This is a genomic window from Spirosoma montaniterrae, from assembly GCF_001988955.1.
GTDB lineage: Bacteria > Bacteroidota > Bacteroidia > Cytophagales > Spirosomataceae > Spirosoma > Spirosoma montaniterrae.
On record NZ_CP014263.1, the window covers coordinates 611,595 to 630,892 of the forward strand.

Consider the following 19,298-nt stretch of genomic DNA (forward strand, 5'->3'; position numbering starts at 1 on the left):
TATTACATCCCTGATGTTGAGAACTGCAACTTATCTACTGCAAACAGCGGCTTCTGGCCCGCGTTTGGGTTCACGAACACGAAATACAGTTTGTGCATTCCGTTGACCGGCGTCTTGATTGGAATCTTGACCGGCCCCATTGTGCCCTGTTTTACGTCGGCTTCACCGATAAGCATACCAGTCGGCGAGTCGATGCGGGCTTCGAGTTTACCCCCCGCAACGCGTTCGTCGCTGGCGAAAACCATTGCCGAAACGGTCTGGATGTCAGTTAAATCGAGCGCATCAAAAGCAACGTAACTACCCGATTTGGTGCCGATTGCCATCGTGCCCATCTTGGGAATGTCGTACTCGAAGATGTCCTGTTTCTTATCGGCTGATACGGCTTTGATCGATGGCGACCGCAGGGCTACCGACGTTGAACCCGTCAGCGGGCCAACCATGCCATTGCCCCGGTCGGTATAACTGGCCGAAAGAATATATGAGCCGTCTTTTTTCTGCTCCTTGGGCATGTAATCACCCGCAATAGGCTGGCGTTTGGCGGCTTTATCATCGGCCAGCGACAGGATATAGCGGACCATTTCGGTGGCTTCCGAATCTTTCAGTTGCGGGTGTGCGCTCATGGCCTGTTCGCCCCAGACACCGCCCCCGCCTTTGATGATTTTGTTGGCTAACTTACCTTCGGCCTGAAACGCACCTTTGTATTTTTTCGCTACGTCGATGTACGACGGACCAATGGATTTTTTGTCGACAGCATGGCAGGCTTTACAGTCGCTGAGTTCGATAAGCCGTTTGCCGGTCGAGAAACTCAGGTTGGCCTGATGACCCTGTGCCAGCATCGTTTTATCGAAGCCTTCGAGATAGTCGATGGTCATCGTCACATCGTCGGGGCTGATACCTTTTTGCAGCGTACCGTCTTCTTTATCAACCACCTTTACGCTGTATTTCACTGGCTTTTCGGGAAAATAGAACGACCGGTTGCCTGCTACGGCTACCTCAACTTTCGGTTCTTCGTTACCTACCTTAATCTCCATCGTTTGGGTTGCCACGTTGCCAGCGGCATCGGTCACGCGTAGGGTAGTCGGATACACGCCCGGCTTGCTGAACGTAACGGTTGGGGTAGCCGACGTTTGTTTGGGCATTCCATTTCCGAACGACCATTCGTATTTAAGCGCGTCTCCGTCGTAGTCCATCGACTTTTTGGCGTCGAATTTCACGGTGAGCGGGGCCGATCCAACGGTTTTGTTTGCGCTTGCGATGGCAACGGGCCTGCGGTTTCCGGCGTTGTAGGTAATGCGGCTCAGGCGGGCGTCGTCGTTGGCGGCAAACCAGCGTTGGCCGTATTCGAGCATATACAACGACCCGTCGTTGGCAAACTGCATATCAATGGTATGCGAGAATTTCGTGCTGGGCATAAACCGCTCCATCTTCACAAAATCGCCGTTCTCCTTCATTGTAACGGGGTTAATCCAGTCGCGCATCCAGTCGTAAGCAAAGAATTTACCGTCGTAGTGGCGCGGGAATTTCACGTCTGTTTCCGGGTAGTCGTCGTAGTAGTAAACGGGGCCACCCATGCCATTGCGTCCGCCTTTGCCCACAATCTCACCGAACTCAGGCGACTCGGCGTAGGGGTAGTAGATAAACGCTTTCTGCGCCGGGGGCAACTCGCGCAGCCCGTCGATGCGATCCGAATAATTGATGGGCCGGGCCGGGTCGTTGAGCGGACCGGAGGTGCTGTCGGCAAAATTGAACCGGCGGTAGGGGCGGTTGTCGGCCACAAACAGCGGCCATCCGTAGTAGCCCGCCTGCCGGGCCTGATTGATTTCGTCGTGACCACGCGGGCCGTACTTCTCGTCGTTCTCACCCGCGTCGGGGCCAACTTCGCCCCAGTAGAGGAAACCCGTGCGCTGATCGACCGAAATGCGGTAGGGGTTTCGGTTGCCCATCACGTAGATTTCAGGCCGGGCCTTTGCCGTGCCTTTCGGAAACAGGTTGCCATCGGGAATAGAATAGGTTCCGTCGGCTTCAGGTTTGATACGGAGGATTTTGCCGCGCAGGTCGTTGGTATTGCTGGAGGTGACTAATGCGTTCCAGCCTTCGCGGCCCGGTCGGTCGTCAGACGGGCTGAAACCTTTTGAGGCAAACGGGTTAGTATCGTCGCCGGTCGAGAGATAGAGGTTGCCCTTGCGGTCCCAGGCAATAGAGCCGCCCGTGTGGCAGCAGTCGGTACGTTTTACTGGCACCGTTAGCAGCACCTTTTCGGTACTAAGCAGCAGCGTGTCCTTCACATCGTCATAGACGAACCGCGACAGATGCTGCGCCGTATCGCCGGGAGCTTCGGGCCGCGAAACGGGCGAATAGTAAGCGTAAACGTATTTGTTCTGCTTGAAATTGGGGTCAACGTTCAGCCCCATCAGGCCGTATTCGTGTTTGGTGTAAACCGGAAACTGAGCTACCACCTTTACGGCTTTTGTTTTCGGGTTCCAGAGTTTCAGCTTGCCCTTGCGTTCGGCAAACAACACCTTGCCATTGTCTAAAACAGCTAATTCGGTCGGTTCTTCCAACCCAGCAACAAACACCTCTTTCGTAAACCGGTTTTCTTCGGGATACGGCTGCGTTTTGGCCTGACCAAACTTTAGGCTCGTTGCCATTACTGATTTGAGACCACCCATCAGGTGCTTCAGGAAAACCGGATTGGTGAACGTTTCGTCGGGATGGCCGAAGTTGGTGTAAAACGCCTTGCCACCGTCATAATCGTGATACCACGACATGGGGTGGTCGTCGCCCATTTTCCCGTCTTTATACGTCTTTTCATCAATCTTGACTAATACGTTGACGTCTTTGTTAAAATTCTTGAAGTCGTAGAACTCGTCTTTGATTTTCCAGCGGTCGGGAAAGCCAAACATCGACGGATGGTTTTTATTGACCACATACGCTTCGCCTTCCTGCACGTTAGGATTGCCGGGGTGACTGGCAAACTGCCCGCCCGACAACTTGTTGTACCAGGGCCAGCCGTATTCGGTGTCGGTAGCCGCGTGTATGCCAACATAGCCGCCCCCGCCTGAATGTAGCGTTCAAAAGCCGCCTGTTGCGCGTCGTTCAGCACGTCGCCGGTAGTGCTGAGCCAGATAACGGCCCCGTAGCGTTTCAGATTGGCTTCCGTAAACTGATTGGCATCTTCGGTGGTGTCAACGGCAAAACCGTTCTCCTGACCGAGTTTCATGATAGCACGTTGACCGGCAGGAATGGATTTGTGCCGAAACCCTTTTGTTTTAGAAAATACCAGCACCCGATTCAGCGCGACGGGCGTTTCAGCCGCAGCGGTTTTCTGGGTGGTATTGCGTTTAGCAGTGGTTTGCGCGTCGGCAGTTGTCAGCAGACCGGAAGCCACCAGCACACCCGCCAGCAGCCAGGTGCAGGAGGGGAGCCATTGGTTTTTCATAGAGTTAATAGGTTGGGTGATTATTAACAGAACAGAGTAAGTCGTTTGCTTTATTCAACGACGGTTTTGGCTTTTACGAGGAATCAAAGTTACCAAAAAAGCGAACGCCTAAAGAAGGGCGTTCGCGCTGATTTATACCGGAATATTAACAAATTAATCCACTTTTTTGAACGTAGCCACGGGCTTGCCATCGCGCATTAGTGTCAGCGTCATATCCGCAATCTGATAACTGAGTGGCCCTTCCAACGCTTTCAGAAAGCTGTTTTCGAGTTGGGCCGTTTCGCCGGGACAGGCCATCATTGTCGTTGCCAGCCGCCCAAAATCGACCTGACGCGTGTCGGCCCGAACGCTGCCCATGATGCGGTTGCAGCCCGCCAGTCCACCAATTCGACCCTCCGACAGATTAATCTCGATATACGGCAACTCCTTCTGCGGGGGGCTGACTGTAACAGGCTGACCATGTAGCGTTTTCAGCACCCAAATGTCGTTCAGCGACATCAGTTGCCCGAGCGATGCGCCACAGCCGGTATAGGTTTTGCCATTAGCCGTTACCTCGACGGCGTAGTCGAAGCGTTGCCCCGACATGGCGTTGACGCAGCTATCGGGCCGGAAGCGGGCCATCAGCCGGTTCGATTCGGCAGTAGCGTCGTAGCGGAAAGCTCCGCGCACGTCGTCAAGGCGTTCGGGTACCTTCGTCACGATGCTGTCGCCGTCGACAGTCGTAAACGTCATTCGGTTTTTAGAAATATTGATTGTCAGCGACCAGAATGGCTCGGTTCCGTTGGCAATCAGGCTATTACCAGCCCGAATGTGACGGGTGTAATCAGCTACCTCAGGCGTTTCGGTGCGGGTGGGTGTCATCATCGCAGCGATTTGACGAGAGGGTCGGTGGCAGGAAAACGAACTCACAAGCAATGCGTAAATCAGAAAGATTCTCATGGATCAGTTTATTTTTTAGTGAGATGTTTCGAAGCCGACAACGTTTAACTGTAAACACTTCAATACCACAACTGTTAATGGCTAACACCTGTAACGCGGCTGGAAAGCCGCCGGTTGTTAAAGCGGTAGGTTGTCGAGGTCACAGGTCTTCAAAGCGGCTTTCCAGCCGCGTTACATGCAACGTTATGAAAAAAGGATGGCTTATTGTTTTGGGATTGCTGTTAATTGGCGGCATTGGTGCCTACGTGTGGTATAATCGGCTGAAAAACAATGCACAGGCTGAAGGCGGGGCGTATGATGACACGCTGAAACCCCGGCTGGAAATGACTACGCTGGAGATTACAGACATGGACGACGATGTGATTACCATGAATGTGAAAATGCTCATCGATAACCCGTTGCCGGTTGGGTTTAAAGCCAATAACCTGCGTTACACCGTATTTATCGCCAAAACGCCCGTTATCGAAGAAACCTACGGTAAACCCATCGAAGTCGAATCGGGCGACAGTACGCTGCTGGTGTTGCCAATGAAACTACGAAACCAGAAGCTGATGGCGGTACTGAACACACTCGACAAAAAAGACATCGACAGCACCACCTACGGCGTTCGGGCCGCGTTCGACCTCGACGTACCCATTCTGGGCGAACGGACGTTTACCCAAACGTTTGAGAAACGGTTGCCGACCTACTACCTGCCTAAAATAAAAATTGAAGACCTCGATTTTGGCAAACTTGGGCTGAAACGTACCGACGTGGCAGCTAAGGTAAGCGTTGAGAACAAAAACAGATACCCTTACAACATCACCGATGCGCACTACACCGTCTCGATTGATGGTAAGGAAATTGCCGAAGGAAGCCAGCCGGAGCCGATTCTAATAAAAAAGCAGGCTACTACGCCCGTTGTTTTTCCGGTTACGGTGCGGCCCGGCGCGAACCTGAGCGTTCTACCCAAAATGCTGTTCGACAAAAAAGATACGCCGTTTCTGGTGACGTTTCGCTGTAAAATTTTAGACAAAGACGGGAATTTAGCCTTCAAAAACAGCCGGTTCAACACCACTATTCGCGGCACGCTGGCCGATTTTAAGAAGGATTAACCCCATCCCAACCCCTCCCCTTAAATCAGGGGAGGGGCTAAGCCATCCCGGTCTTGTAAGTCCCTCCCCTTGTTTTAAGGGGAGGGGTTGGGGTGGGGTCACAGTTTCACGAACACATACGGATCGTACTCCACAAAATCGCTGGCTTTAATGTCAACGCCCGTTACGCGACCATTTTCTACGGAGAATTTTGTCGGGAAAATGCCGAACGCCGGGTGTGAGTAGGTAAGCCGGAAGGTGTCGCTATCCATGCAGTCGAGTTGGGCGGTAACGGTTGGGTGGTGTTCAAAACTGATTTTCAGGCCGGTAGCGGTCGGTGCAATCGTGATGGTGCCGTACAGTTCGTTGTGATACGTACCGGCGTAGGCCGACAGCGGCAGTGCGGGCCTGGCTTTTTTTGCCACGCGACCGGCCATTTTTGCCAATTCCTGCTGTTGTTTCTGGTCTTCGGGGCGGGTGAGATTCAGGAAAAAGCGGCTGCGGTCAGTGTAAGACACGCCCAGATAGGCGTCTAAAAGCTGGTAGCGCAGAGCCTCGAAAAATTGTTGGTTATCCTGATTGGTCAGAATCGTAATCGCCAGTTTCTCTTCGGGTACGAAACAGGTGTTGGTTACGAAACCGAAGGCTCCACCCGTGTGCCAGTACACCTGCCGACCAGCATAGTCGGCCATGAACACGCCTAATCCGTAGGCCCGGAAATGCACGGGAAATACCGGCGATTTGCGACTTCCGGTTACAATATTGGCGTCACGCGTTTTTTGCAGTACCGACCACGGCAGCACGCGTTTGCCCTCAAACCGGCCACTGTCTAACTGCATCAACAGCCACTTGCTCACGTCTTTCACACACGAAACCATGCTACCTGCCGGAGCCAGATTGTCGACCGAGTCGTAGGGCAGGCGAATGGGTTTGCCATCGAGCGTAAAATTAGTTGTGTAGGGCCGGGCCATGTTGGGGCGGTTCTCGGCTCCGGTGGTGAGCATAAACGTGTTGGTCATGCCCAGCGGCTTCACAATGTTGGTTTCTACATACTGCTCCCACGACTGCCCCGTTACTTTCGGGATGATTTCGCCCGCCGTCACAAAGGCCGAGTTGCAGTAGCCGTAATCCTGCCGGAACTGACCCTCTGGTTTCAGCAACCGCATTCGCCGGACTACTTCGGCGCGGGGCAGATTAGTATCCCAGAATGTAAAATCTCCCTGGAAGGTCTTGGTGCCGAGCCGGTGGCAGAGCAAATCGCGGATGGTAACGAGTTGCGTGGCTGCCGGGTCATAGAGCTTATAATCGGGCAGGTAGTTTGTGACGCGGTCGTTGAGCGAGAGTTTTTTCTCATCGTCAAGTTTGGCTAAGGCCGTGCCTGTAAACAGCTTTGTATTCGACGCAATCAGGAACAGCGTGTTCTCATCGACCGGTTCTGGCTTAGAAACATCCCGAACGCCGTAGCCTTTTGAGACAATGACCTTACCATCTTTCACGACGGCAATGGCGAGGCCCGGAATCTGCCAGTCGGCCATGCCGCGCCGGATGTAGGCGTCTAAGCTATCGGTGACGAAGGCGGGTTGCCGTTGGGCGAAAGCCGCCGATGAACCAGCGAGAACCGACAGGAGTAGGAGTAGTAGGTGAATCTGAAAATACCCCACCCCAACCCCTCCCCATTGAGGGAGGGGCTTTTTCATAGCACAGGGTGTTTTGAAAAAATATGAAAGTTTCATGGTCTGAAAATAATGAGTAGCGTTGTATGAATGAAACGCCCCGCCTTCTGTACGATGGCGGGGCGTTTCGTTGGCAACAGTTGGGAATCGGCTGCTGCTTTTATAACTGCGGCTGTTCGGCTACCAATTTTTCGTCGACGTGGCCGGGCTTGCGGTTGCGCATCCAGAACCAGAGGATGGTGAACGCTACGATCAGGATGAGGGGAAAGGTAGTCATTTTTGCCAGTGTAGCCTGCCCGGCAGCCAGTTCAAGCGCATCGCCCGTCAGACCGGCGGTTGCTTTTTCGGCCCGTTCGCTATCAATCCAACGGCCAATAATAGGGTTGAAAATCGACGTTGAGAACATACCCACCCCCCCGATAATTGACATGCCGAGGGCACCACTTTCAGGCACGCGCTCGGCTATGAAGCCGACCATCGTGGGCCAGAAGTAGCACACGCCGATGGCGAAGAACACAGCCGCTACATAGGCCATCGGACCAGTTTGCGTACTGAACAGGTAGATGCCGATAGCAGCAAAAATAGCACCGCCCAACAGTACACCCGTTTGGTCGAGCCGGTGAATAATGGGACCACCGAAGTACCGGCCAATTGCCATCAATCCGGTAGTCAGGGCCAGAATGTACATAGGCGTAGCTCCGCTCTTGCTCATAATCAGCCCTACCCACTGCTGTGGACCAAACTCCGAAATAGCGGTCAGAGCCATACAGCAGAACATAAACAGATAGAGGGGCGTGAGCATAGCCTTGAAGTTATTACCCAACGACGTGGCACCCACCACTTTCGACACAGGAAAGGTCTGACCGAAGAACAGGAACGCATAAATCAGCGTCGGAATCATGATAACCCAGATTTGTGCCTGCCACGGTAAGCCCGCATCGGTCATGAACTTCGAGATCAGGCTACCAATTACAATGCCGCCCGGAAACCACATGTGGAAACGATTCAGCATTTTATTCATCTGATTACCAGTGTACGTGTCGGCAATCATGGGATTACAGGCCGCTTCGGTACAGCCGTTGCCAATACCGATGAGCAGTGTTGAGATCAACAGCGTAGTGTAACTGCCGGCGTAGATGGTGAGCAGAATACCGAGCGTATGACACAAAAACGCCACCTGCATGATGAGCTTGGGACCAACCGAGTTGTAGACCAGCCCGCCGATAATCATCGAGATGGGAAAGCCCAGGAACCACATGGAATTAATGAATCCCAATTGTTCGGCTGACAAATTAAGCTCCGTTCCTAACTGAGCCAGAATACCGGCCCGGATGCTAAACGAAAAGGCCGTTGTGATAAGGGCAAAACAACTCGCGTTGAAGAGCCGTGTCGCGTTAACAGATTGATTCATTGTCGAAAGAAGGGATTTAGTGGTTATTGACTAATCAAACACGAAAAGACAGTTGGCGGTGTAAACTCCCCAAAATGGGACGTATTTGTGCAAAATTTCCGAAAAAAAAGTAAATCCGCTAATTTCCGCCCGCAAATTATTTAGACCCTGAAAATGGGTAAACGAGCCGAAATCGACTCTTTTCTCTCTTAAACAGTACGTTATGCATCGCAAACTTCGCATGGGGCAGGTTGGGGGTAGCCTCGACGCCTTTATTGGGGCCGTTCACCGCCGGGCCGCCGTCTTCGACCACGAAATAGAATTGGTAGCAGGCTGCTTCAGCCAATCGCCCGACAAATCAAAAGCGACCGGAAAGGCACTCTACCTCGCCGATGACCGCGTGTACGATTCCTTCGAGCAGATGATTCTGGCCGAAAAAGAACGACCCGACGGCGACCGTATCGACTTTGTGAGCATTGTGACGCCGAATCACATGCACTTTCCGGCAGCGAAGATGGCTCTCGAAAATGGCTTCCACGTCATCTGCGACAAGCCTATGACGCTCAACCTTCAGGAAGCCAAAGACCTCGCCGACATTGTTGAGAAGTCGGGATTAGTATTTGGCCTGACGCATAACTACACGGGCTACCCGATGGTGAAAGAAGCCCGCGACATGATTCGCAACGGCAAATTGGGCAAGATTCGTAAAATTGTGGTCGAGTATCCGCAGGGCTGGCTTTCGCTCGATGAAGAAAACAAAGACTACAAGCAGGCCATCTGGCGTACCGACCCGGCCCGCTCCGGTGCGGCAGGCTGCATGGGCGATATTGGCACCCACGCCGAGAACCTCGCCGAGTATGTTACAGGGTTGAAAATCAGCGAACTATGCGCCGACCTCAGCACCTTCGTACCGGGCCGCGCCCTTGACGACGACGGTAATGTGCTGTTGCGCTTCGAGAACGGCGCGAAGGGTGTGTTGCACGCCAGCCAAATCAGCAATGGCGAAGAAAATAGCCTGAAAATTTTTGTGTATGGCGAACTGGGCGGCCTGGAGTGGCATCAGATGGAGCCGAATACGCTTAAATACAAATCGCAGGAGGGGCAGCGGCTTATCCGGCCCAACGTCGGTGCAATGTCGGCGGCAGCGAAAGCGCACATCCGGCTCCCGGCGGGCCACCCCGAAGGTTTTTTTGAAGCCTTCGCAAACATTTATCGCAACTTCGCCTACGCCGTTCGCGCTCACATGGCTGGCAAACCCGCCGACCCAATTTACGACTTCCCAACCGTTGAGGATGGTGTGCGCGGCCTGGCCTTCATCGACACTGTGATTGCATCGAATAAGTCTGCCGAGAAGTGGACGAAGTTTGTTCAATGAGTTTTTTGTGACACAGAGATGCACAAAGGGACACAGAGATACACGGAGGATTATTTTAGAAAATATCTCTGTGTATCTCCGTGTTCCCTCTGTGTATCTCTGTGTCACAACCCTAACGTGTCATAACTTTCAACCCCAAACCAATGTCAAAAATCAACATCGGTGTTGTCGGTACTGGCTTTATTGGCCCGGCCCACATCGAAGCCCTCCGTCGCCTACCCAACACCAACGTGCTGGCTCTCTGCGAAGTAACGCCCGAATTGGCCCGTCAGAAAGCCGATCAACTCGGCATCGAACGCGCCTGTACGTTCGAGGAACTACTCAGCATGGACGATATTCAGGCCGTGCATATCTGTACGCCCAACTTCCTGCACTACAGTCAATCGAAAGCCGCGCTGCTGGCGGGTAAGCATGTTGTCTGTGAGAAGCCACTGGCGAAAGATTTGCACGAAGCCGAAGAATTAGTGCAACTCGCGAAAGAAACGGGACTGGTGAATGCCGTACATTTCAACCTGCGCTACTATCCGCTGGTGCGGCAGATGCGCGTGATGCGTGAGAAAGGTGAATTGGGTGAATTGTATAGCGTAATCGGCTCATATCTACAGGATTGGCTGTTCTATGAAACCGATTACAACTGGCGGCTCGAACCCGACAAATCGGGCGATAGCCGGGCCATTGCCGACATTGGTTCGCACCTGATGGATTTGCTCGAATACGTAACGGGCGTGAAAACCGTTGCCGTGATGGCCGATTTCAATACCATTCACAAAACCCGCAAAAAGCCGCTGAAACCGGTGGAGACCTATTCGGGCAAAATGCTCCAGCCCGAAGACTACGCCGACGTACCCATCAATACCGAAGACCATGCCAACGTGCTGCTGAAATTCGACAACGGCAACCGGGGCGTCATCACGGTGTCGCAGGTGTCGGCGGGACGCAAAAATCAGTTGAAAATCGAGATTTCGGGAGCGAAGAAAACGTTTGCGTTCGACTCCGAATCGCCGAATCAACTCTGGATTGGCAACCGCGACGGCTACAACCAAACCATGAACGACGACCCTTCGCTGGTTCATGCCGAAGCACGGTCGGTCATTAGCTTTCCCGGCGGGCATAACGAAGGCTTCCCCGACACCTCGAAGCAGATGTTTAAGGAAGTGTATGCTGCCATCGAAGCGGGCAAACAACCCGAAAATCCGACGTATCCGACGTTTGCCGACGGCTATCGGGAGTTATTGATTTGCGAAAAGATTCTTGAATCGAACCGGAAGCAGGCGTGGGTGGAAGTTGAATGATTGAATGGTTGAGTGATTGAATGGAGTGCCAAGCCCACTTCAGATGCCTCAACAACATGAGTAGTGTGCCTTCTGCATTCAATCACTCAATCATTCAATCATTCAACCATTCAGTCACTCAATCATTCAAAATGTATCTTCCTCCAAGGACCATTTAATCGCTCAATCATTCCATCATTCAATATAAAATAAAATGAACGATAAGATTGAGTTTGTGCAACAAATGCAGCGTCGGACGAAAGATTTTGCCATTCGGAGCATTCGTTTGTATCGTGCTCTGCCCAAAACAGGCGAAGCACGAATTGTTGGTAAGCAGTACTTGCGGTCAGCTACATCTTTAGCGGCAAACTATCGTGCTGTTTGCCGGGCACGAAGCAATGCCGAGTACTTTGCGAAATTGAGTATTGTCGTTGAAGAAACTGATGAATCGCTGTTCTGGCTTGAGTTATTGGTTGAAGCAGAGATCATGTCTGAACAAAAATTAGCGAATCTGAAGCAGGAAGCAACAGAACTCTTATCAGTCTTTGCATCGGCCCGAAAAAATACCACCAGAACCCGACGCTGACCAGTCAATCATTCCGTCATTCAACCAGTCAACTTACATGAAAACAATGAAAGGGCCAGGTATTTTTCTGGCACAATTTCTTGGAGACGCCGAGCCGTTCAATTCCCTCGACTCCATCGCCCGCTACATGGCCGATCTCGGCTACAAGGGCATCCAACTCCCGACCTGGGACCCGCGCGTAATTGACCTGCAACAGGCCGCCGACAGCCAGACCTACTGCGACGATCTGAAAGGCAAACTGGCCGACATTGGCGTAGAAATCACCGAACTCTCAACCCACCTGCAAGGGCAGTTGGTGGCGGTGCATCCGGCCTACGCGGCCATGTTCGCAGGTTTCGGTCCGGCAGAACTCGCCAACGACGCCAAAGGGCAGCAGGAGTGGGCCACGAACCAACTCAAGTTAGCCGCCAAAGCATCGAAAAACCTCGGCCTTACCTCGCACGTCACGTTTTCGGGCGCATTGCTGTGGCCGTTTATGTACCCGTGGCCGCAGCGTCCCGCCGGGTTGGTCGAAACAGGATTTACCGAACTGGCTACGCGCTGGAAACCTATTCTGGATGCATTCGATGAAGCAGGCGTGAACGTGGGGTATGAACTCCACCCCGGCGAAGACCTTCACGACGGTATCACGTTCGAGATGTTTCTGGAGAAAGTGGGCAATCACCCCCGCGCCGGTATCAACTACGACCCAAGCCATTTCGTGTTGCAACAGCTTGATTACCTGCAATTTATTGACTTCTACCACGAGCGTATTTACGCCTATCACGTAAAAGACGCCGAGTTTAACCCGACGGGTAAGCAGGGCGTATACGGCGGTTTTCAGGGCTGGGTTGAGCGGGCCGGGCGGTTCCGGTCGCTGGGCGACGGGCAGGTGGATTTCCCCGGTATTTTCAGCAAACTGGCTCAGTACGATTACGACGGCTGGGCTGTGCTGGAGTGGGAGTGCGCCATCAAACACCCCGAACAGGGAGCCGCCGAAGGTGCGCCGTTCATTGCCGACCACATCATCCGCGTAACCGAACGCGCCTTCGACGACTTCGCCGGAACCGGTGCCGACGAAGCGTTTAATAAGCAGGTGCTGGGGTTGTAGTCTTAACTGTAAAGAATTAGTTTTGAACCGTACCGAAATCCTGTTTTTGATACGGTTCAAAACTAACAACCAGTGAAAATAATGCCTCGCCCGAAAACAAGCGTTTACATCGCTACCAGTTTGGATGGATTCATTGCCCGGCCCGACGGTACGCTCGATTGGCTGATGGATGAACGCTATACCATTCCCGGCGAAGATTTTGGCTATCAGTTATTTATGGATTCGGTCGACACGCTCGTGATGGGCCGAAATACCTACGAAACTGTGCTGGGCTTTGACGAATGGCCGTATGCAGGCAAGCGGGTGGTTGTGCTGAGCAGCGGCACCCCCGCCGTACCCGATAAGCTGAGAAACGACGTTATGGTGCTGTCGTTGCCACCCGCCGGAGTACTCGACTACATAGCCCAACAGGGTGGGCAACACGTCTATATCGATGGCGGACAGACGATTCAGCGGTTTCTGCGCGATAAGTGTATCGATGACTTGATTATTACCCGGATGCCTGTGCTGATTGGCGAAGGCATACCGCTGTTTGGCGCACTCGCAGAAGATGTTCTGCTTTCGCACCTTGAAACAAAAGCGTTTGTCAACGGGGCTGTACAAAGCCGGTACGCTTGTGAATAGTAAACAGCCAATGCCCGTAATGCCGTGTCGTTAGAACCGTTAGCGCAATTGATTGGAGCCATTCACCCGCTATCGGTTGCCGATTGGTCGGCTTTTTCGGCTATATGGCATCCCATTTCGGCCAAACGAAAACAACCGATAACAACAGCCGGGCAAACTGAAAACTACCTGTACTGCGTAACGGAGGGCGTTCAGCGGGTATATTATGTCGATGACGCAGGCCGGGAAGCAACGCTGCTGTTTACCTACGCGCCCTCGTTTGGCGGGGTGGTCGATTCGTTACTTCTTCGGCAACCTTCCCGCTACTATTACGAAACCTTGACGCCCTCAACGTTTTTGCGGGCGTCGTTTCACGATTTGCAAGCGGTAATGCAAGCCCACCCAGCAATTGAAACAGCGATTCGGTTGGGGACAACACAGGCGTTGTCGGGCGTGCTTGAACGCCTTGTCGAGCTACAATGCTATTCATCTGCCGAGAAGCTCAGGGCGTTGCTCCGGCGTAGTCCGCATTTGCTACAACTCGTGCCGCACAAATACATTGCCAACTACATCGGCGTTGACCCCACCAACTTCAGCAAGCTCATCAATTCGATCCGGGCATAAAATCGTGGTAAATACCAAGATTTACCAAAGATCGAACCGGCAATTTTGCGCTGTAAAAAAACAGCAAACCCGATGAGAACTACCATATCGCAACAAGAATGGCTCGATTCCCTCGAACAATGTGTGGAACAGCACATACAGAAGGCCATAGACTTTCAAAACATGGACGATGCCGTACTGAACAAACCAGCATCGGATGGCGGCTGGAGCGTAGCGCAATGTCTGGCACACCTGAACAGCTACGGGCAATACTACCTGCCTTATCTGAAGAGTGGGTTGGGCGGGCAGTCAGGTAAACGGGGGGCAGCCGTATTCAAAAGTTCATGGCTGGGCAATTACCTGACCCGGCTCATGAATCCCAACCTCAGTAAGCGGAAATTTAAAGCTGCCCAGCGTCATCAGCCCACCGCGTATTTATCAGCGCAACAGGTTGTAGCTGAGTTTATTGATCAACAGGAAGCGTTATTGGTGTTGCTAAAAAAAGCTGCTCTGGCTGATCTCAGTCAAGGCCGTATACCAACGTCGGTTATGCCGTGGATTCGCCTGAGTCTGGGCGATGTATTGCAGTTCGTGATTGTTCATAACGAGCGGCACATAGCTCAGGCCGGACGCGTACTTTCGGGTTGCACAGCCTCGTCGTTCCGAAAGTAGCTGAGGGCTTTGGAAGGGCAGCGATCAACCTGCTCGGCGATGCGGGTGGTTTCGGCCCCGGCCATGTCGATCCAGGGGCGTTGACGGGGGTTGAAAACCTCGATCAACTGCGTCCAGCAGATTTTCGAGTGAATACAAACGGCAGGTTTCCAGACAACCGTTATTTCGCCGTTCGTGTAGGTTTTGGTGATGTCGGATGCGTCGTTCATAAAACAAAATAGGAGAGTTAGTCCACTAAAGTTGTCTCAAAATCAGCCGGTTGTGCTAAGGTTCGGTGAATGGGACAGCGGTCGGCCATGTCGAGCAGGCGGGCGCGCTGGTCGGTCGTCAGATCGCCGTTCAGAATTAGCTTCATCGTATACCGTGTTCGTTTTGTGTCGGGGTCGCTGCTAAAATCAACGTGGGCCACCACCGAATCGAGCGGCCATCCTTTTCGGTCGGCATACATCCGCAGCGTAATGACCGTGCACGACGCCAGTGCGCCCGCCAGCAAATCGCCCGGTGTCATCCCCCGGTCCTGCCCACCCGCATCGAATGGCTCATCGACTACAATCACTTGCGACGAGGTAGACAAATGCGTTTCGTAAGGCGTTCGTTCGATGCGGGCGGTAATCATTTGGGAGTGATGAGTGTGTGCTAAATATACAAGTTATGGCCTACTTATACCAATTTGACGTTGCAGTAGGGTATGGCTGACGCAGGTGGGCTGGCGCAAAGGAGACGCAAAGGGTTGCGTCTCTACAGTTGACCACCCGGTGTAGAGACGCAACCCTTTGCGTCTCCTTTGCGCCAGCCACTAACCCAACGTCCCCCTCGCGCCAGCCATACGACAACCCCTAACTACTGCTTACTATTTCCCCATTCGGCTGGATTCTGCCGCCATGCTGCCAGCGAATCGAGGGCGTTGGCCGGGATGTAGTTCAGAGCCTGGGCTTCGGTTAGCAGGGCGTCGTAGTGGCTCAGGCAAACTAATGGCACCTGCCTGTCGGCAAAATTCTGATCGGCCAGCGGGAATCCATACGTAAAAATAGCGGCCATGCCCAGCACGTTGGCTCCAGCCGCCCGCAACGCATCGACCACCTTCAGCGAACTGCCACCGGTCGAGATCAGGTCTTCAATTACTACCACATTCTGGCCGGGCAGTAGCCGACCTTCAATCTGTTTGCCCATGCCGTGGGCTTTAGGTTCGGGCCGAACGTAGCAGTAGGGGAGGTCCAGCACGTCGGCTACCAGAGCACCCTGCGGAATGCCCGCCGTAGCGACTCCGGCAATGGCCTCTGCTGCCGGGAAGTTCTCACGAATGACATCGGCCAGCGCATTTTTGATGAACGAGCGCACTGCCGGATCGGCCAGCGTAACCCGATTGTCGCAGTAAATGGGTGATTTCCAGCCCGAACTCCACGTAAAGGGTGCGTCGGGCCGAAGTCGAACGGCCTGTACCGCCAGCAGATGACGGGCTACAGCCTGTTGAACAGTCAGTGAATCCACGAAAAAGCAAAAAAAGTTTTAGACTCAAAAGTACAGAAAGCTGTTTGATCTTTCGCTCGCTATTGCTTGACCCTCCCGTTAAATAAAATAAATTGTTACTGACTAAGGGGTATGAGTGCCGAAAAATGGACTTATGATTTATCTTTATAGGTAGTTAGATACCCGCCTATCGTAGCTGATGAATGAAACTATAATTACGCAACCTCTTGACCTTGTGCAGGCTATTCTGGATAATACGCCAACCGGAATTGCCGTAATGGAATCGGTGCGCGAACCCGACAGCGTAGCGAGAAAAGGGCGTATAGTTGATTTTCGCTTTACTCATCTGAACTACGACGCCGGACGCATTACCCGGCGCGACCGTCATCAGCTTATCGGGCAACGCTATTCTGAAGCCTGGCCCGAAGCCCGTACAAACGGGGTGTTAGACTGGCACATCCGCGTAGCCGAAACGGGTGAACCGGCTAAAATCAACGGCGTTAACCTGGTGGTTGATGGCTACGATGGGTGGTTCAACATTCGTATCAGGCCCTTTGGCGATGGCGTTATAGCTACCTTTATTGATGTTACGGCCCTGAAACAGGCCGAACTTGCCAATCAACGGCAAGCTGCGCTACTACGCTCAGTATTAGATAGTTCGGCAAACCCTATCATTGCTTTCTCTGCCGTTCGTGATGGAGCCACCAACAAAATTGTCGACTTCCGTTACGAAGCACAGAACGAAGCGAATCGCCGAAACGTGAATCGAACCGACGAGGAAGTGATTGGACACACCATGCTCGAACATTTCCCCCAGGTGGTGTCAGCCGGCCTGTTCGACCGCTATGTGACGGTGGTAGAAACGGGTGAGTCGGTGCGGTTTGAACAGGAATGCAACTACGACGGGCTGAATGGGTGGTTCGAAATTTCGGTCGCCAAATGGGGCGACGGTATTGTGCTGACGCTTGTTGACATTACAGACAGCCGGGCCTATCAACAACAGATTGAACGCGCCAACCGCGATTTACTCTACGCCAACGACAATCTGCGCCAGTTTTCTTACGTTGCCAGCCACGATTTGCAGGAACCGCTGCGTAAAATCATGGCCTTCGGCGATCTGTTGCAGGAACAATTTGGCCCGCAGTTGGGCAATGTGGGGCAGAACATGATCGGGCGAATGCAGTCGGCAGCGGGCCGGATGTCGAATTTACTCAAAGACGTACTGGCCTATTCACGTATCAGTACACATAGCGAACCGTTTTGTGCCGTGTCGCTCAACGAACTCATGACTGACCTGCGCGACGAGTTGCAGCACGAACTCCAAAAAACAAATGCTCACCTTATCATCAACGACCTACCCAGCGTACCAGGCAATTACGTACAACTGCATCAGCTATTCGTCAATCTATTGCTGAATGCACTGAAATTCAGAAAAAACGACCGTCCGCTAACGATCACCATCACGAGTCAGGCGGTGGCGGGGGCTGCGCTGCCCGCAGCGTTGAACCCAACGATGACCTATTACGAAATCTGTGTTGCCGATAATGGCATCGGTTTCGACAATAAGTACGCCGACCAGATTTTTCGGGTTTTCCAACGGCTTCATAACCGGCAGCACTATGATGGTACGGGCGTTGGTTTAGCCATCTGCAAACGCGTTGTAGAAAACCATCACGGGTGTATCATCGCTACCGCCCAACCGAGTGAAGGAGCTATATTCCGGGTATATTTGCCGAAACACGAGTAGTGCAATGATGCAGTCACTCCCGATTCTGTCGTACCCGCACGGTGTCGATTCGGGTGCCGCTCATCGAAACAATGGTGAATGAGAAAGGCGGGAACTCGATTATTTCGCCCACTTTCGGAAGGTCTTCGTTGGTAGCTAAAATCAGCCCACCAAGGGTGTCATAGTCTCCTTCGGGGATGTTCCAGCCGTACTTTTCGTTCAAGTCGTCAATTTCGTGGCGGGCACTCAGCAGCCATGTATTTTCGTCGAGCTGTCGTTCGGTCCAGTCTTCGTTGGTATCGTATTCGTCCTGAATTTCGCCGAAAATCTGCTCCACCATGTCTTCAACGCTCACAATACCTGCCGTGCCGCCAAACTCATCGACCACCAGAGCCAGACTTTTACGTTCCGACAAAAAACGCAGCAGTAAATCCTGCGCGGGCATACTTTGCGGCACTGTAATGATAGGCGTAATAATTTCCTCAACCGTAGCCGGTTTTTTGAACAGGGCAAGTGCGTGGCAATAGCCAATCACATCATCGATGGTGTCGCGATAGACAATGATTTTCGAGTGGCCGCTATCCTGAAACGCCTGTCGCAGTTCTTCTACCGAATCATCGACTGCAACAGCCGTAATTTCGGGGCGGGGTACTAAACAGTCACGTACCCGCACGTCGCGAAACTCGATAGCATTGTTAAAAATCCGGGTATCTACCTCAACGGCTTCGTCGGTATCGGCTTTCTGATTCAGTTGTTGCAGATAATGATTCAGGTCGGTCAGGCCGAACACGGGCCTGATTTCGGGGTTGCGGTCGCCCAATATGTAGCGGATGAAGAAACGCGCCGTGCCAACCAGCACCCGCACCAACGGGGCAATTGTTTTGTAGATAACCCAAAGCGGAATTGCCAGCCATTCCAGAAAGCGGTCGGGATGAATCAGGGCGAGACTTTTGGGCAGGTAGTCGGCTAAAGGCAGAAACAGCAGCGTCAGAATCGTCGTTTCCAGCACAATCAGCAGAAAAATGTTGTCGTAATCGTCGGGAAGGGCGGTCAGGAGCAGCGGATTCAGGAACGTAACGCCCAGCACGGTGTAGAGAACCAAAAACAGTGTATTGCCCGTGAGGGTTGTACCGACAAACAGGATCGGATTTTTCAGGAAGCCCGACACTAATTTTTCGCCCAATGGTCCCTGTTTGCTGTGCAATTCAAAATACAGCCGATTTACCGATACATACGCCATCTCGACTGCCGAGAAAAACCCGGCGAGTATCAGGGCAAGAAAGGCTCCGAAAAGTAAGGCGTATGATTCCATGTTACAAAGAACAGTGAACAGCCAACAACCAACAGTGATGTTAGGATGATAAAGAAACTGTTGGTTGTTGGCTGTTCAC

Annotated in this window: 17 protein-coding genes and 1 pseudogene; 9 read left to right on the plus strand and 9 right to left on the minus strand. The window is 52.7% G+C overall.

What is annotated here, in order from left to right; all coding sequences use genetic code 11:
- Positions 1-2: 2 nt before the first annotated feature.
- From AWR27_RS02600 to AWR27_RS02605, 3 genes and pseudogenes are all read right to left on the minus strand, one after another.
- Positions 3-2,669 (minus strand): PQQ-dependent sugar dehydrogenase, encoded by a 2,667-nt coding sequence (locus tag AWR27_RS02600; protein ID WP_418346632.1) that lies wholly within the window; start codon positions 2,667-2,669, stop codon positions 3-5.
- A 45-nt stretch (positions 2,670-2,714) separates the two neighbouring features.
- Positions 2,715-3,439: pseudogene (locus AWR27_RS26085) on the minus strand (ThuA domain-containing protein); the annotation flags it as partial.
- A gap of 153 nt (positions 3,440-3,592) precedes the next feature.
- Positions 3,593-4,378: an META domain-containing protein gene (locus tag AWR27_RS02605; protein ID WP_077129763.1), complete on the minus strand. Its 786-nt coding sequence runs from the start codon at positions 4,376-4,378 to the stop codon at positions 3,593-3,595.
- Positions 4,379-4,563: 185 nt separating this feature from the next.
- Between AWR27_RS02605 and AWR27_RS02610 the strand changes: the two genes are divergently transcribed.
- The gene (locus tag AWR27_RS02610; RefSeq protein ID WP_077129765.1) at positions 4,564-5,472 is read left to right on the plus strand and encodes an LEA/WHy family protein; all 909 of its coding nucleotides are present in this window, start codon (positions 4,564-4,566) and stop codon (positions 5,470-5,472) included.
- 98 nt (positions 5,473-5,570) lie between these two features.
- Here the strand turns inward: AWR27_RS02610 and AWR27_RS02615 are convergent, their stop codons facing one another.
- A complete protein-coding gene (locus AWR27_RS02615; RefSeq protein WP_083732728.1) occupies positions 5,571-7,148 on the minus strand; it encodes a serine hydrolase in 1,578 nt (525 codons plus the stop codon).
- Between the two features lie 136 nt (positions 7,149-7,284).
- Positions 7,285-8,535, minus strand: coding sequence for an MFS transporter (locus AWR27_RS02620; RefSeq protein ID WP_077129766.1), 1,251 nt, complete (start codon positions 8,533-8,535; stop codon positions 7,285-7,287).
- Between the two features lie 220 nt (positions 8,536-8,755).
- Here AWR27_RS02620 and AWR27_RS02625 point away from each other — a divergent pair, with 220 nt between their 5' ends.
- The 7 genes from AWR27_RS02625 to AWR27_RS02655 all read left to right on the plus strand — a co-directional run bounded on the left by AWR27_RS02625 (position 8,756) and on the right by AWR27_RS02655 (position 14,714).
- Positions 8,756-9,889: a Gfo/Idh/MocA family protein gene (locus AWR27_RS02625; RefSeq protein WP_077129767.1), complete on the plus strand. Its 1,134-nt coding sequence runs from the start codon at positions 8,756-8,758 to the stop codon at positions 9,887-9,889.
- Positions 9,890-10,032: 143 nt separating this feature from the next.
- Positions 10,033-11,181: a Gfo/Idh/MocA family protein gene (locus tag AWR27_RS02630; protein ID WP_077129768.1), complete on the plus strand. Its 1,149-nt coding sequence runs from the start codon at positions 10,033-10,035 to the stop codon at positions 11,179-11,181.
- Positions 11,182-11,374: 193 nt separating this feature from the next.
- Positions 11,375-11,746: a four helix bundle protein gene (locus AWR27_RS02635; RefSeq protein WP_077129769.1), complete on the plus strand. Its 372-nt coding sequence runs from the start codon at positions 11,375-11,377 to the stop codon at positions 11,744-11,746.
- 37 nt (positions 11,747-11,783) lie between these two features.
- The gene (locus AWR27_RS02640) at positions 11,784-12,836 is read left to right on the plus strand and encodes a sugar phosphate isomerase/epimerase family protein (RefSeq protein ID WP_077129770.1); all 1,053 of its coding nucleotides are present in this window, start codon (positions 11,784-11,786) and stop codon (positions 12,834-12,836) included.
- An 81-nt stretch (positions 12,837-12,917) separates the two neighbouring features.
- Entirely contained in the window at positions 12,918-13,460 is a 543-nt protein-coding gene (locus AWR27_RS02645) for a dihydrofolate reductase family protein (protein ID WP_077129771.1), read from the plus strand.
- Between the two features lie 24 nt (positions 13,461-13,484).
- The gene (locus AWR27_RS02650) at positions 13,485-14,063 is read left to right on the plus strand and encodes a Crp/Fnr family transcriptional regulator (protein ID WP_077129772.1); all 579 of its coding nucleotides are present in this window, start codon (positions 13,485-13,487) and stop codon (positions 14,061-14,063) included.
- A 72-nt stretch (positions 14,064-14,135) separates the two neighbouring features.
- Positions 14,136-14,714, plus strand: a complete 579-nt coding sequence (locus AWR27_RS02655; RefSeq protein WP_077129773.1) for a DinB family protein — start codon at positions 14,136-14,138, stop codon at positions 14,712-14,714.
- Here the strand turns inward: AWR27_RS02655 and AWR27_RS02660 are convergent.
- From AWR27_RS02660 to pyrE, 3 genes are all read right to left on the minus strand, one after another.
- Complete coding sequence (locus tag AWR27_RS02660) at positions 14,663-14,923, minus strand: (4Fe-4S)-binding protein (protein ID WP_077129774.1); 261 nt, start codon at positions 14,921-14,923, stop codon at positions 14,663-14,665. The genes AWR27_RS02655 and AWR27_RS02660 overlap by 52 nt on opposite strands.
- A 17-nt stretch (positions 14,924-14,940) precedes the next feature.
- Complete coding sequence (locus AWR27_RS02665; RefSeq protein WP_077129775.1) at positions 14,941-15,330, minus strand: OsmC family protein; 390 nt, start codon at positions 15,328-15,330, stop codon at positions 14,941-14,943.
- Positions 15,331-15,554: 224 nt separating this feature from the next.
- Positions 15,555-16,202 carry an orotate phosphoribosyltransferase gene (pyrE, locus tag AWR27_RS02670; protein ID WP_077129776.1) on the minus strand — a complete coding sequence of 216 codons (648 nt, stop codon included), beginning with the start codon at positions 16,200-16,202 and terminating at the stop codon, positions 15,555-15,557.
- A 178-nt stretch (positions 16,203-16,380) separates the two neighbouring features.
- Here pyrE and AWR27_RS02675 point away from each other — a divergent pair, with 178 nt between their 5' ends.
- A complete protein-coding gene (locus AWR27_RS02675) occupies positions 16,381-17,928 on the plus strand; it encodes a sensor histidine kinase (protein WP_083732729.1) in 1,548 nt (515 codons plus the stop codon).
- A 13-nt stretch (positions 17,929-17,941) separates the two neighbouring features.
- On the opposite strand, the gene AWR27_RS02680 is transcribed toward AWR27_RS02675, so the two are convergent.
- On the minus strand, positions 17,942-19,219 hold the full coding sequence (locus AWR27_RS02680) for a hemolysin family protein (protein WP_077129778.1): 1,278 nt from the start codon (positions 19,217-19,219) through the stop codon (positions 17,942-17,944).
- Positions 19,220-19,298 lie beyond the last annotated feature (79 nt).